Here is a 14,770-nt window from a genome sequence, read left to right as displayed (position 1 = left end):
ATAAAGTTTTATAAAAAGGCGATGGCAACCCCATCGCCTTTTTTATATGTGCAGGAAAAATAGTATTCAATGCAGTGCCTCCCTGTCTTGCGCCAGGGTAGCGGGTAAAGCAGGAATGAATGTCTCTCACTCGCCACATATTTAGCCAGTATCGCTTGGTACTGCCACCAGTATCTAAAGGCCCATAAAACCATCGCGTTTAGGGCGGCAATCGCGTTATAATCCTGCCTAATTTTGTGCCAGTGAACCGGCCGGCTAATGTCATAAATGCACAGCACGTGCGGACATTATTGGCGGGATTAAGAAGTAAGCAACGGAGTTGAAAGAAGAATCATGCTAGAAAGAATCAGAGAAGGTTCTCAGGGCCCTTGGGCCATGATCATCATCGGCCTGGTGGTACTGAGTTTCGTCTTTGCCGGTGTAGGAAGCTACCTGAATTCATCAGGCACTACTACAGTGGCAACGGTTAACGGAACAGAAATTGATCAGACAACCCTTGAGCGCGCTTATCAGAACCAGCGTGCCAGAATGGAATCCGAGTACGGTGAAAGTGTGGCAGCAATGTTTGCCAACGAAGGTTATCTACAGGACTTTCGTCGTAACGTTTTGGACCAGCTAATCAATGACATGTTGATAGAGCAGCAGGCCGAAGAATTAGGCTTACGTGTAGGCGATAAACAAATTCGTGACACCATTATGCAAATGACGGAATTTCAAACGGCAGGGCAGTTTGATAACGACCGTTATTTAGCTATTTTGCGTCAAAGTGGTTTTCAACCGGCTGATTTTCGCGATTATCTTCGTACCGAACTTACCCGGGGCCAATTAGCTCAAGCGCTGGGCGCCTCTTCTTTTGCATTGCCTGGCGAAGTAGAGCGGGCGTGGCAACTACAGTCACAAACCCGTGATGGACGTTACTTTATAGTCCCTGCGGATAAGTATGCTGATACTGTTGAGGTTAGTGAGCAGGATATTAAAAATTACTACGAAGCCAATATCACCGCCTTTGATACGCAAGAAAAAGTCAATATTGCCTATGTAACATTATCAGTTGATGATTTATCAGGTGATATCGATGTTACTGAGGACGATATTGCTGCGTATTATCAAGAGAATGAAGCCTCCTATCGGGAAGAAGAAGAACGTCGGGTAGCTCACATTCTCATAGAGTTTGGTGAGGACAAAGACGCCGCGCGCAAAGAAGCCGAAGAGATTAAATCGCAACTTAATGACGGGGCCGATTTTGCTGAATTAGCGGCACAATACTCAGACGATACCTTTTCAGCTGAAAATGGTGGGGACTTAGAATTTATTAACCGCGATATGATGGATCCGGCGTTTGACGAAGTCGCGTTTTCTTTGGCAGAGCCGGGCACGGTATCGGATGTGGTAGAAACAGAGTTTGGTTTTCACCTTATCAAGCTTACCGATATCAAACCAGAGCAGGTTACACCATTATCTGAAGTAAGCGATGAAATCCGTACTGCCTTGCAACAAGATAAGGCCATGGATGAGTTCTACGCCATTCGCAGTCGGATGGAAGAAGTGGCGTTTGAAGTGCCAGAGTCATTACAGGACGTGGCCGGTGTGGCAGACCAACCGATTCAGGAAACCGGCTTATTCACGCAGGATCAGCCTGCTGAAGCGATGACTAATCCTACGGTACTGAATACTGCATTTTCGCCAGAGTTAGTTGAAGATCGTATGAACAGTGAAGTTATCGAATTGGATGATAATACTGTCATGGTGATGCGCGTTAAAGCCCATGAACCGCAACGTACGCAACCGCTTGAAGAAGTGAGTGCAGGTATCACTGAGCAACTTAAGGCGCAAAAAGCACAGCAGGCCGCCGCAGAGTGGGCCCAGGAAGTGGTAACCAAGGTAACCGCAGGAGAGAGCGTGGATGAGATGCTCGCTTCGCAGTCGTTAAGCTGGAAGCAGGCAAGTGATGTTAACCGCGGGCCGGGTGATTTGCCTCGGGCGCTGGTTGATACGCTGTTTACTTTGTCACAGCAACAAGGGCAGCAAACCGATTTGGCCAACCTGGCCTCGGGCGATGTTGGTGTCATCACCCTTGAACGTATTCACAGTCCGCAGGCGCCGGATGAAGAGTTGGCTGCAACACTTCGTCAACGTTTGGGAGCGGCGTATGGCCAAAGCTTGTATCAAAGCTACATTAAAGCCTTACGGGATGAAGCTGACGTAGAAATCTTATTGCCCTAAGCCCCTGTATTGTTTAAAACCCGGTTTAATACCGGGTTTTTTATTGGGCGTACTTCGCTACAACGCGTCGGTTCAGGCAACGCAGTGAGCCTGGCTAATGCGTTAGAAACATCATCAGGCTATAGAACAATGCAATAGTGGCTGAGGCTACCAATATATAGGCAAAACCTTGCTTGCCTTGGGCCATGGAGAAGCCATTAACCCGTAAATAGGCAAACCATAACGTACTTAAAATAAGCGGAATGAGGACAATAATTTTTAGCACAGTTATCACTTTAGTCAGGGTTATCAGATAACTGCATAATGCGTAATTTTGTACTAAACGTCCAGTCGCGTATGGCGCCGCGAATGTAAATCTTACACTACCCTGAAAAGTGTTCCCATATGGGTACAATCTACACGCAAATAACCCATCTATGTTTGAAATTAACCCATAAATATGGCTTTACTTTTTCGATGTAATAAAAAATAGCTAGTTAAAACAGAGCTGTAGTCTTTAACTTAGCCTTTAGTATAATAAAAGGAATGAGAATTGCTCTCACTACACTATTAGTATTAGCCTTTTCGGAAATGTGTAGTCATGTGTTATCGCCATCTTGTATTTTGTGCAGTGTTTTTTTCAGCGATGCTTTCTTTCACCGCTCAGGCAGCTGATCGTGGTCATTATATGCCACACGGTATGGACGATAAAATTGCGTTGCAATCTGAACTTCCCTCCAACTGGCAGGCTCAGCTGGCCAAAGGTGAGGTACTTGATGTTGAGCTATTCAGACAGGGTAGAGTCGTCTATCGTGATGCTTCTAACGGCTTGGTCGCACTACGTCTTGAAAACAAACTGGTACGTATGGTCGAGCAAACCCGCGAAATCGTTGACGTCCTTAACTCTATCTAATCACTGCTATTACACAGGCGCCGCTTAGCCCCTTTGCAAAACGCCGGCATAGCTGGGATTTCTGGCTTAGGACGGATATTCGAGCAGGCCAGCCGCTGACCCCTTATGCAGTTTAGTGCTTCGCTTAATGTTATTACAGCTGTCATCCCCTTGTCGTAAAATTGTTATCTGCCCGTCACCTTCCTGGGGTTAACTAACCGCCATTCTATCCATATTGGAGATAGTGATGGTTGCCTCAAGTGTTACCGAACAGTTACACATAAATAGCATTTATTTTGCTCAACAGTTAATAACCTTACCTTCAGTAACGCCTTGCGATGCAGGTTGCCAGTCTTTTATTGCCGAACACCTGGAACAGTTGGGGTTTTGCTGTCAATGGTTACCACGCAACGGGGTGACGAATCTGATAGCCCGCTGGGGCAATGGCGCGCGTCACTTTGCCTTTTCAGGCCACACTGATGTTGTGCCACCTGGCCCCGCGCAGGTTTGGTCTCATCCGCCCTTTGCTGCCACTATTAAAAATAATATTTTATATGGTCGTGGCGCGGCCGATATGAAAACCGGTATAGCGGCGATGCTGGCGGCTACGCAACGCGCTATAGCCGGTATGCACCCGGATAAGCTTACCTTTTGGTGGCTAATTACCAGCGATGCAGAAGGCAAGGCGGAAGATGGCACGAAATGGATTAAGCACTATCTTGATGCGCAGAATATTTCTCTTGATATGTGTCTGGTAGGTGAACCTACAGCTAACGACTATACCGGCGATACGCTTAAAGTAGGCCGGCGGGGCTCGTTGTCAGGTACGCTTGTTATCACCGGGCAACAAGGCCATGTGGCATACCCACAGTACAGTAAAAATGCCATACATGTGGCCACCGATATCTGTCAGACGTTGCGGGGAATACCATGGGACCCCGGTACAGCGGACTTACCCGGTACCAGCTTGCAGATAACGCATATTGATACAGGTTGCTTTACCGATAATATGCTACCGGCAGGAGCGCGTATTGAGTTTAATATCCGCTACACGCCCCCGTATACTCACACTAGTGTAGCGGCACTGATAGAACAGCACATTTATCCCATAGATGCCGATGTCCGCCTCAGTTGGAGCCGCCCGTGTCACGCCTACCACAGTCAGGCTCGCACCAAGTGGTGCCTGATTAAGCTATGTGAAAAAGCCATTTATCAGGCGACCGGACGTTATCCTATACTCAGTACTGCCGGGGGCACCTGGGATGGCCGCTTTTTAGCGAGCGATAAGACGCAGGTGGTAGAGCTTGGGGTTCCAAATCGGTCAATTCATCAAGTCGATGAGCACGTGCATCTATCAGATTTACTTACGCTGGAAGATATATACTGCACAATATTGACAGAGTTATCCCTACAGGCCACGTGACGGTATAGCATGAGGGTATAGCTCGCCGCGTTATTATCTTGAGGTGCGGGTGCGGCTCTGCACTACGGGCGTTTATATGCAAATCGTCATGGTGGCAGCTGAATATAGCTGACCAGTGTGCCCGACGGCCACCGGGCACACATCGCGCGTAAGATTAGGCGGTTTTATCCAGTATGGGAGCAGGCATATACCGTTTACGCTTTTTGGGAACAAGGGTATTTAAATCAGCGACTACCAACCCATCAATACAATCAGCAAAGTCCGGGTCTATGTTAAAGTCCAGAAACGCTACGCCGCCTGGTTCACAAATTTCGGTGTACTGTTTATACAGGGTAGGGACATTAACCCCCATATTAGCCAGCAAATGTTTGAGTTCAGTAAATTCTTTTTTATAGTCACTGCCGGTAAATGGCGGCACCACATCACCAGAAAGCCGGAAGGGCAGTTTTGCCGTGGCCTGGCCAAACTGCTGTGGAAAGTTCGCCCGATAAAAGGCGACCAATAAATCTTTGGCGGGTTTGGGGTAACCATTACTGATACTCACGGCCCCGAACAAATATTGATATCTGGGGTAGCGGCTCAAAAATGCGCCAATACCAAACCATAAATAATCCAGGCTTCGCTTGCCCCAATAACGAGGCTGCACAAAACTTCGACCCAACTCCAGGCCATAGTTAAACAGCTGGCTGTTATCGCCTGAGTAACTAAACAAGGTGGCCGAATACAAACCTGTAGGGTGACCCGGCTGGGACAGAGTTTGCGCATCGCCGAACCGATATGCCCCTACAATCTCCAAATCAGCGTCATCCCATAGAATCAGATGATAGTAATGAGAATCGTACTGATCGATATCACGTCGAGCATTGGTTCCTTCACCCACCGCGCGAAAGGCGATTTCCCGTAAGCGTCCGATTTCGCGCATTATCGGCGAACAGCCACTGTGCTGGTATAAATAAATATGCTTACCATCTGCTGTCTGGCCTAAATGCTCGCAGTGCTTGATGGCCCGACACAGCTCTTTACGGTCTTCGGGCATCGCTACCGAAGCCTGCGTAGGCAGTACGCCTTTTTTATTGCTGCCAATCCGATAAAGGTGGCGTTTAAACAACCTGACTTGGTCTTTTAGCGACAAAGTTAATGCCTGATAAGACTCATAGGGAATGACCTCGCCAATACGCATCGGTAAATGCTTACGTTTTTGTTTAAACATTTCTTTTACCAGCAGCGCAGTGGCCAAGGGTTTGTACACCATGGAGACACTGTAAAATAACGGGGAATTCTTAGCGTCGATATACACCGGCAGTACAGGCGACTTTGTTTGGCGGGCAATCCGCAAAAAACCATTGTGCCAAAGTGTGTCTCTTACCCCCTGAGGGCGTAACCGGGATACCTCGCCCGCGGGAAAAATCAATAATGCCCCTTCGTCGTTCAAATGTTTACTCAAAGCCGATAAATGCTGTTTGGGCGTGCCCCCGTGCATATTGTTAACCGGCAACAACATACTGTGCAGGGGCTCTATCGCCATTAACATCTGGTTGGCCACAACTTTAACGTCGCGGCGTACTTCGCTAAGTAATTTAATCAGTGCCAGGCCGTCCAGCGAGCCTATGGGATGGTTAGCAATAATAACCACACGACCTTCACTGGGGATACGCTCTTTTTCAACGTCCCGGGTGGAATAGCTGATATTAAAGTATTCCAGCACCTGCTCGACAAAGTCGATATCTTCATAATGCGGATAGGTTTCACCGAACTCAATAATTTCGCGCTCGTGCAACAGGTGGCGCAGAACAAAAGAGACCGACTTATGCAACCACGGGCGGTTAGCCACCTGAGGATAGTGTTTATTTAATACTTCGTTGACTGTAAACATATGCAACCCTTGGTTTTTGCGCACATTAGCAGGTTAGTGTGACGCTTTTGACGTAGTTTGATGTCAGTTCGTTTACACCGTAGCGCTATCAGGCTGCACGGGAGTCACGGCTGTCAGGCCGTAAAATGGCTACCGAAGTGGCTTTATCCAACTGATCAACATAACGAATCAGGGTAAGGTTACCTTGCTGATCTTCAGCCAATGCAGAGCAGTTTTCTATCCAATCACCATCGTTTATGTAGTGGATACCATTTTCATAAGCGCTTTCGGGGTGATGGATATGACCGCATATCACCCCATCTAAGCCCAAATCCGCCGCGCGTTTGCAGCACGCCTGACGGTAACGTGCGATGGCGGCATTCGCGCCCTTTATATGCTGTTTGATATAACCGGCTAGCGACCAGTATTCCCGGCGCCGCCACGTTCGAAAGGTGTTGTACCAACGGTTTAAGAACAGCAGTAAGTCGTAGGCTTTGTCGCCCATCCAGGCGTGTAATCGGCCCAATGTGACATTGGCATCGAATTGGTCGCCATGGAGCACCAGGTATTGTTTTCCCTGGGCGGTGATATGCACCACTTCACGTTCGATCTCGATGTCCCCAAATGCCATTCCCGAATAAGACTGGAGTGGGGCATCGTGATTACCGGGCAGATACACCACCCGGATGCCCTGATGGCTCATTGCCATTATCTTGTGCAATACCTGATTGTGGGACGCCGGCCAGCGAAACTGGCGGGACATTTCCCACATATCGACAATATCGCCCACCAGATACAGCGTATCGACTGAAACATTATTTAAAAAATGCAGGAGATAATCGGCTTTGCAGTCTCGGTTGCCAAGGTGAAGATCAGACAGCCAAAGGGTTTTATAGTGGGTGTTTTGCATCACAGCTTCCAAAATAACGACTTTGGAACGACATAGTAGAAAGGTTAGTTGACAGCTTAGTGACGCTTGGTTGACGGATAGATGACAATGCAGCGTGGCCCTTTATACGGCCGGCATAGGCCAGCAGCCACAGGTAAAGCGGTTAAAACCGGCCAATAAAGACCGCTACGGGGGTTATACACACGCTAGTGTGGTGGCTATCGAGCCAGGTAGCGTCAGTTACCACGCAGGTTTTATAACGGGTTATGCCCCGCGTATTACACCGTCAGGGTATCGAGGCTATACCTACACAGGCAATAGCAGGGGCTATTGCTGCCCTGGTGATAGTTTGGGTGGATAAACCGGGATAAAGTGAGTGCCTGAGTAAAGCATCACAAAGCAGCATTGTGGGCTAGTATCTGCGTATTATCGGTTATGTGGTCAGCTTGGGCGCTACCGGCAAATGCCTGACCGCGCCAACAGCTTACACGCCGCGCTTTGCCCCAGCACAAAAAATACCACATCGGTAGTTGCCCACACGGGCAGGGCAAAGCCCCGCGTCTACATCGGTCTTATCGATAAGCATACTGCGGCTGTAACGGCTAATGGGCAGAGCACTACGCTGTTTTAGCCAGCCCCAGCTTGTCAGGCACCCATAATAGTTTAAAAGAGAAGCTTAAAAGAGAAGCTTAAAAGAGAAGCTTGAGAAAGAAGTTTGAGGAAGCGATAAATCGCATTACGCCATCGGGTAGCGACGAAACGAGGGGCGAACGTGGTTATGGGCTGTAGTTATGGGCTTATATAAGGGGGGAAGTCAAAGCGGCTAAGCGGGTGGGCTCATGCTAACCCTCCAGCCTGTGCACAGTAGTGACGGTACAGCTAGATGAGCAGATACAAAAAAAGCGCCCGAGGGCGCTTTTTTAACTACTGTACCAATAGAAACCTTATAGCGCTTTAATTTGCGCTGCAAGGCGGCTCTTATGGCGAGCAGCTTTATTTTTGTGAATCAAACCTTTGGTAGCCATTCTGTCAAGAACAGGAGTTGCAGAGGCTAGTGCTGCTTGAGCACCTTCTTTATCGCCATTAGCGATAGCCGCTACAACTTTCTTGATGCTTGTACGAGTCATGGAGCGACGGCTGGCATTATGCTGACGACGCTTTTCGGCTTGAATTGCACGTTTCTTAGCAGACTTAATGTTAGCCAAGGTGTAACTCCCAAATAAATTCATGTCAAAAACGAGGGTGCGGATTGTGCCTATCAATCGACTAATTGTCAAACTATTTTAATGACAATAATAATTAACAAACCCGGGTCCGACCCAGTTAGGGCGCGGAGTATAGCAGCCCGTAAAATAAAGTTCATCCTACAAAAGCCGGTTTGTACAAAAAAAGCAGAAAAAAACGGTTATTTTTGTGTTTTGCTACCGCCAATGCGCGGTGAACCATTTTTTCGCCGCAGCCAATCGGCTATAGTGTCACCCCTTTTTTGCTCGTTGAAACATATTGAGGCCGTGTGTCAGGTAAATTATTGAAGTCGGGAATTATTGTAAGCGTCATGACGCTAATCTCCCGTGTACTGGGATTGGCCCGTGATGTTGTTGTGGCCCGGTTGATGGGTGATGGCGCCGCCGCTGATGTGTTTTTCTTTGCCAACAAAATACCGAACTTTTTACGACGCTTATTTGCTGAAGGCGCATTTGCTCAGGCATTTATCCCGGTGCTTACCGAAGTGCATCATGATGAAGATAAAGCGCGCCTAAAAGCGTTTGTGGCCAAGGTATCGGGCACGCTGGGGGCAATTGTGTTTGTGGTATCGCTGGTAGGGGTGATTGCATCGCCGGTATTAGCCGCCTTGTTTGGCACCGGTTGGTTTATTGAATACCTAAACAATGAGCCCGGCGGGGATAAGTTTACGCTGGCCTCAGCCATGCTAAAAATAACCTTTCCTTATTTGGCGTTTATCTCACTTACCGGTTTGTCGGGCGCTATTCTGAATACCTTAAATAAATTCGCCGTAGCGGCATTTACCCCGGTGTTGCTTAACGTATGTATTATAGGTTTTGCGGTATATGCGGCGCCACAAATGGCACAACCAGCCTTTGCGCTGGCCTGGGGGGTGTTCGTTGGCGGTATTGTACAACTGGCATTTCAGTTACCGTTTTTATACCGCGCCGGGTTACTGGTTAAGCCGCAATGGGGCTGGCACGACCCGCACGTAGTAAAAGTGCGCAAGCTGATGATCCCGGCCTTATTTGGGGTGTCAGTCGGGCAGCTTAACTTATTGTTCGATACCTTTATTGCCAGTTTCTTAATGACGGGCTCTATTAGCTGGCTGTATTACTCAGATCGCCTGCTGGAATTTCCCCTGGGGCTGTTTGGGATTGCTATTGCCACCGTTATTTTGCCTACATTATCGCGTAATCATGTGGCTAAAAATCCGCAAGCCTTTGCTGGGAATATGGACTGGTCTGTGCGCATGGTTTCAGCATTAGGCTTGCCTGCAGCCGTCGGCCTGGCATTGATGGCAGAGCCCATTTTAACCGTTATTTTCCAACGCGGGGCGTTTACCGCGGACACCGCCAGAATGGCCTCTTATTCATTAACCGCCTATGCCTTTGGTTTGTGGTTCTTTATGCTGGTGAAGGTGCTGGCGCCCGGCTTTTATTCCCGGCAAGACACCAAAACGCCAGTGAAATTTGGGATTTATTGCATGATCTCAAACATGGTGTTTAACCTGATTTTTGCAGTGCCTTATGGTTATGTTGGGCTGGCTATAGCCACGAGTTTATCGGCAGCACTAAATGCTGGCTTGCTGTATGGCAAATTGCATCAGGTAGGGGTGTACCGGTTGTCCAGGCTAACCCTGTTATTTTTATTGCGGGTCGCTATTGCGTGTATTGCTATGGCGGGGGTAATTCATTATTTTGACTTACACAATGCTTTTTATTTGTTGTCATTGAGTGAACAGATTCTTCATGTCAGCAAAACCATCGGCGCAGCTGTGGGTGTTTTTGTCGCCGTACTGCTGGTGTTAGGTACAAGACCGTCGCATTTTAAAGCATCTGGTGGTTAAAGGGCGGAACAACGATTGGTATTACGTGTTGGGTCGTTTATAATCGCGACTTTTGTGTTTAATGAATGGCTAGTGAAGGTACAGGCGAGTTGTGGAATTAATCAGAGGGTTGCATAACCTGCGTCCCCGGCACCAGGGGTGTGTGCTGACTATTGGTAAGTTTGATGGGGTCCATAATGGCCATAAGGCAGTACTGGCCAACGTTCTAAAGCGCGCTGAACAACTTGGGTTGCCCGCTACGGTAATGGTATTTGAGCCGCAACCTGAAGAAGTATTCGCCCCTGCTACGGCACCAGCCCGTCTTAGTACGTTATCTGAAAAGTACCGCTTATTGAAAGCGGCCGGAGTAGACCGCCTGCTATGCGTCCGGTTCAATCAGGCCTTTGCCAGGCAGCGAGCAGACACCTTTATTCATGATTTGCTGGTCGATAAGTTGGGCGTACGCTTCTTGGTGGTAGGTGACGATTTCCGCTTCGGACAAGGCCGCGAAGGCGACTTTGAAATGTTGCAACAGGCCGGCCAGAAATACGGTTTTGAAGTGGTCAGTACCCAAAGCTTTCGGGTGGATGATTGCCGGATTAGCTCTACCGCGGTACGCCACGCCCTGGAACAAGGGGATTTTGCCAGAACCGCATCAATGCTGGGCCGCCCTTACAGTATTCAGGGCAGGGTAGTACACGGCGAAAAGAAAGGCCGGACCATTGGTTTTCCTACGGCCAACGTCCTGTTAAAACGGTTTCGTACGCCCTTGCGCGGTGTGTTCGCCGTTACCGTGAAAATAGCAGAGCAGTATTACACCGGTGTAGCGAATGTAGGGAAGCGGCCTACATTAAACGGCCAGCGCACCCAGTTAGAAGTACATATTTTTGACTTCACAGGCGATCTGTACGGTCAAACCATTGATGTTATTCCCCGAACGAAGCTTCGGGACGAGCACAAATTCGATTCTTTCGAGGCGCTCAAAAACCAAATTCAGGCCGATGCCATACAGGCGCGGCACTATTTTAAAAAGACTGATTCGTAAGCTGTCATTTGACAGTAAAACTTCCGGTATGCCCGTTAAGCGTACTATTCAGGTGGATGGAAAAAACAAGTTTATGAGTGATTATAAGGCCACATTAAACCTCCCGGAAACACCGTTTCCGATGCGCGGAAACCTTGCGCAGCGCGAACCCAAAATGCTCAAAGCCTGGCAGGAAAAGAGTATTTACAAAAAAATTCGCGAAGCTAAAGCAGGCAAAACACCGTTTGTGCTGCACGATGGCCCCCCTTATGCTAATGGCGACATACACATTGGGCATGCGGTAAATAAGATCCTCAAAGACATTATTGTTAAGTCAAAAACGCTGTCAGATTTTGACGCCCCCTATGTTCCTGGTTGGGACTGCCACGGCTTACCGATAGAGCTTATGGTAGAGAAGAAAGTTGGCAAACCGGGCAAAAAAGTATCCGCTGCGGAGTTTCGCGACAAATGTCGCCAGTACGCCGAAAAACAAATTGACGGGCAAAAAGCCGACTTTATCCGGCTAGGCATTTTCGGCGAGTGGGACAATCCGTATAAAACGATGGAATTCACCTCAGAGGCCGACATTATCCGCGCCTTGAGCAAAGTGGTAGATTCAGGTCATCTGGAAAAAGGTTTTAAGCCGGTACACTGGTGCACCGACTGTGGTTCTGCACTGGCCGAAGCAGAAGTGGAATACAAAGATAAGATTTCACCGGCCATTGATGTGAAATTTCCGGTAGCCGATTTAGCGCATATTGCCGAGGCCTTTGGCGTAACCAGCGATGATTTGACCGCCCATAATGCGGGTGTGGTTATCTGGACTACCACGCCGTGGACCCTGCCGGCTAACCGGGCGATCACCTTACATCCTGAATTGACGTATTCTTTGGTTGAAGTGACTGATACCGGCGAATGGTTGGTAGTGGCGCACGACTTGCTGGCCAGCTGTATGCAGCGTTATGGCATTGAGAACTACCAGGAAAAAGCAACCTGTATCGGTGAAGCGCTGGAAAACGCGCAGGTTCATCACCCGTTTATTGAAGATCTGACCGTACCATTGATTTTGGGCCTGCATGTAACAACGGACTCCGGTACCGGCTGTGTGCATACCGCGCCTGCCCATGGGGTGGATGACTTTAATGTCGGTAAACAATACGGCATTGAAGTATACAATCCAGTAGGCAGTAATGGGGTGTTCTTAGGCAACACGCCACTTTTTGCTAACCAGTTTGTGTTTAAAGCCAACGAAGCAATTATTGAGACAGTGGAAGCCCGCGGCAATCTGGTGTTAAGCGTGAAGTACGAGCACAGCTACCCACATTGCTGGCGCCATAAAACACCTATTATCTTTCGGGCCACTCCGCAGTGGTTCATCAGTATGGACAAACACGGTTTGCGCGACGCGTCATTAGCCCAAATCAAGCAAACCCAATGGATTCCGGAATGGGGCGAAAACCGTATACAGAAAATGGTGGAGGGGCGCCCTGATTGGTGTATTTCCCGTCAGCGTACCTGGGGTGTACCTATTCCGCTGTACGTGCACAAAACAACCGGTGATCTTCATCCACAAAGCCACGCGTTGATGGAACAAGTGGCTTTGCAGGTTGAACAGAAAGGCATTCAGGCATGGTGGGATCTTAACGATGCTGACTTACTGGGTGATGATGTCGACCAGTATGATAAGGTCACGGATACCCTGGATGTGTGGTTTGATTCGGGGGTTACCCATTATTTTGTGGTAGACCGCCGTGACGATATTCCAGCCAGTGCAGATTTATATTTGGAAGGGTCAGACCAGCATCGTGGTTGGTTTATGTCCTCGCTGATGACCTCTACCGCGATGCATAACCATGCACCCTATAAGCAAGTGCTTACCCATGGTTTTACCGTAGATGCTCACGGCCGCAAAATGTCTAAGTCCATTGGTAATGTGGTTGCGCCGCAGGAAGTGACGAATAAACTGGGTGCGGACATCTTACGGTTATGGGTGGCTTCTACCGATTATCGCGGAGAAATTGCGGTATCGGACGAAATTTTAAAACGCGCTGCCGATGGCTATCGTCGGTTACGTAATACTGCGCGCTTCCTGCTGGCGAACCTGAATGGGTTTGATCCTGCCAGCCACACTGTGGCCCCGCAAGATATGGTGGCGTTAGACCGTTGGATTGTCAGCCGTACCCATGCCCTGCAGGCAGAATTGATTGAGGCTTACAATAAATACGATCTATTGGTGGTAAGCCAAAAGCTGATGCACTTCTGCTCTATTGAGTTAGGCAGTTTTTACCTGGATATTATTAAAGACCGTCAATACACCGCGAAAGCCGACAGCAATGCTCGTCGTTCCTGTCAAACCGCGTTGTATCATATTGTTGAAGCCCTGGTTCGTTGGATGGCGCCCATTACCAGTTTCACCGCCCAGGAACTGTGGGAAACCTTACCAGGCCAGCGAGAAGAGTTTGTCTTTACCCAAACCTGGTACGAGGGCCTGAGCGCTTTCGCCGGTGAGGGCGCGATGAACGATGCATACTGGCAGCAAATCATGCAGGTTAAAGATGCTGTTAACCAGGCAATGGAACAAGCCCGTAAAGATGGCAAGTTAGGCGGATCGTTAGAAGCTGAAATTCATTTATATACCGATACGGCAGTGCACCAGTTACTCAGCCAGCTTGATGATGAACTACGCTTTGTACTAATCACCTCTAAAGTCGTTTTGCATGATCTCAGTGAAGCGCCTGCCAGCGCGACGGCCAGTGAAGTGGCAGGGCTATCTATCGAAGTTATAAAAAGCGATAGTGAAAAATGCGCCCGGTGTTGGCATCACCGTCCGGATGTGGGAGCTGACTCAGCGCACCCGCAGTTATGCCAGCGCTGCGTAACGAACGTTGAAGGTGACGGGGAAACGCGCCAGTATGCTTAATTTGTTGCGCACCACCGGGTTACGGTTTTTATGGCTCAGTGTAGTGGTATTTGTACTGGACCAGTGGACAAAATATACAGTGCTGGGCGCTATGCGTCTGTATCAGTCAATTGAGGTAATGCCGTTCTTTAATGTGACCTATGTACACAATTATGGTGCGGCATTTAGCTTTTTACATGACGCCGATGGCTGGCAACGCTGGTTCTTTACCGGCATTGCTGCGGTGGTCAGCGTGCTGATATTATGGTGGTTGCGCAACACGCCACGGCACCAGGTTATGTTACCTGTGGCCTTTTGCCTGGTATTAGGTGGCGCGTTAGGAAATGTGTACGATCGTTTAGTGCATGGCTATGTTATCGACTTTCTCGACTTTTATGTTGGGCAGTGGCACTGGCCAGCCTTTAACCTTGCCGACAGCGCGATTTTTATCGGCGCGGCATTATTAATTATTGATATGTTGTCGGCCGATAAGCCGGCTGACGACAAATCAAACTCTTCGCCAAAGCAGTCTTAAAC

The 14,770-nt window shown here is 48.7% G+C and carries 11 protein-coding genes; 7 read left to right on the top strand and 4 right to left on the bottom strand.

Going from position 1 to position 14,770, the window contains the following annotated elements:
- Positions 1-333: 333 nt before the first annotated feature.
- Entirely contained in the window at positions 334-2,223 is a 1,890-nt protein-coding gene (locus D0Y50_RS13280; RefSeq protein ID WP_117317359.1) for a SurA N-terminal domain-containing protein, read from the top strand.
- Positions 2,224-2,317: 94 nt separating this feature from the next.
- On the opposite strand, the gene D0Y50_RS19555 is transcribed toward D0Y50_RS13280, so the two are convergent.
- Entirely contained in the window at positions 2,318-2,488 is a 171-nt protein-coding gene (locus D0Y50_RS19555) for a hypothetical protein (protein ID WP_170145509.1), read from the bottom strand.
- A gap of 360 nt (positions 2,489-2,848) precedes the next feature.
- Here D0Y50_RS19555 and D0Y50_RS13275 point away from each other — a divergent pair, with 360 nt between their 5' ends.
- Both D0Y50_RS13275 and dapE read left to right on the top strand, forming a co-directional pair.
- Positions 2,849-3,115, top strand: a complete 267-nt coding sequence (locus D0Y50_RS13275; protein ID WP_133175102.1) for a hypothetical protein — start codon at positions 2,849-2,851, stop codon at positions 3,113-3,115.
- 226 nt (positions 3,116-3,341) lie between these two features.
- Positions 3,342-4,517 (top strand): succinyl-diaminopimelate desuccinylase, encoded by a 1,176-nt coding sequence (gene dapE, locus D0Y50_RS13270; RefSeq protein WP_117317356.1) that lies wholly within the window; start codon positions 3,342-3,344, stop codon positions 4,515-4,517.
- 154 nt (positions 4,518-4,671) lie between these two features.
- On the opposite strand, the gene D0Y50_RS13265 is transcribed toward dapE, so the two are convergent.
- From D0Y50_RS13265 to rpsT, 3 genes are all read right to left on the bottom strand, one after another.
- Entirely contained in the window at positions 4,672-6,390 is a 1,719-nt protein-coding gene (locus D0Y50_RS13265) for a GNAT family N-acyltransferase (protein ID WP_108566023.1), read from the bottom strand.
- 88 nt (positions 6,391-6,478) lie between these two features.
- Positions 6,479-7,279 (bottom strand): UDP-2,3-diacylglucosamine diphosphatase, encoded by an 801-nt coding sequence (locus D0Y50_RS13260; RefSeq protein WP_117317354.1) that lies wholly within the window; start codon positions 7,277-7,279, stop codon positions 6,479-6,481.
- A 923-nt stretch (positions 7,280-8,202) separates the two neighbouring features.
- Positions 8,203-8,463 carry a 30S ribosomal protein S20 gene (gene rpsT, locus D0Y50_RS13250; RefSeq protein WP_108566131.1) on the bottom strand — a complete coding sequence of 87 codons (261 nt, stop codon included), beginning with the start codon at positions 8,461-8,463 and terminating at the stop codon, positions 8,203-8,205.
- 308 nt (positions 8,464-8,771) lie between these two features.
- Between rpsT and murJ the strand changes: the two genes are divergently transcribed.
- The 4 genes from murJ to lspA all read left to right on the top strand — a co-directional run bounded on the left by murJ (position 8,772) and on the right by lspA (position 14,768).
- Positions 8,772-10,331 carry a murein biosynthesis integral membrane protein MurJ gene (murJ, locus tag D0Y50_RS13245; RefSeq protein WP_117317351.1) on the top strand — a complete coding sequence of 520 codons (1,560 nt, stop codon included), beginning with the start codon at positions 8,772-8,774 and terminating at the stop codon, positions 10,329-10,331.
- A 91-nt stretch (positions 10,332-10,422) separates the two neighbouring features.
- On the top strand, positions 10,423-11,355 hold the full coding sequence (ribF, locus tag D0Y50_RS13240; RefSeq protein WP_108566028.1) for a bifunctional riboflavin kinase/FAD synthetase: 933 nt from the start codon (positions 10,423-10,425) through the stop codon (positions 11,353-11,355).
- Between the two features lie 73 nt (positions 11,356-11,428).
- On the top strand, positions 11,429-14,254 hold the full coding sequence (gene ileS / locus D0Y50_RS13235; protein ID WP_117318779.1) for an isoleucine--tRNA ligase: 2,826 nt from the start codon (positions 11,429-11,431) through the stop codon (positions 14,252-14,254).
- Positions 14,247-14,768 (top strand): signal peptidase II, encoded by a 522-nt coding sequence (gene lspA, locus D0Y50_RS13230; RefSeq protein WP_108566029.1) that lies wholly within the window; start codon positions 14,247-14,249, stop codon positions 14,766-14,768. Before ileS ends, lspA begins: the two co-directional genes overlap by 8 nt.
- Positions 14,769-14,770: the final 2 nt, after the last annotated feature.

This window comes from Salinimonas sediminis, assembly GCF_003429285.1.
Taxonomy (GTDB): Bacteria; Pseudomonadota; Gammaproteobacteria; order Enterobacterales; family Alteromonadaceae; genus Alteromonas; species Alteromonas indica.
This window is presented reverse-complemented; position numbering and strand designations above follow the sequence as displayed.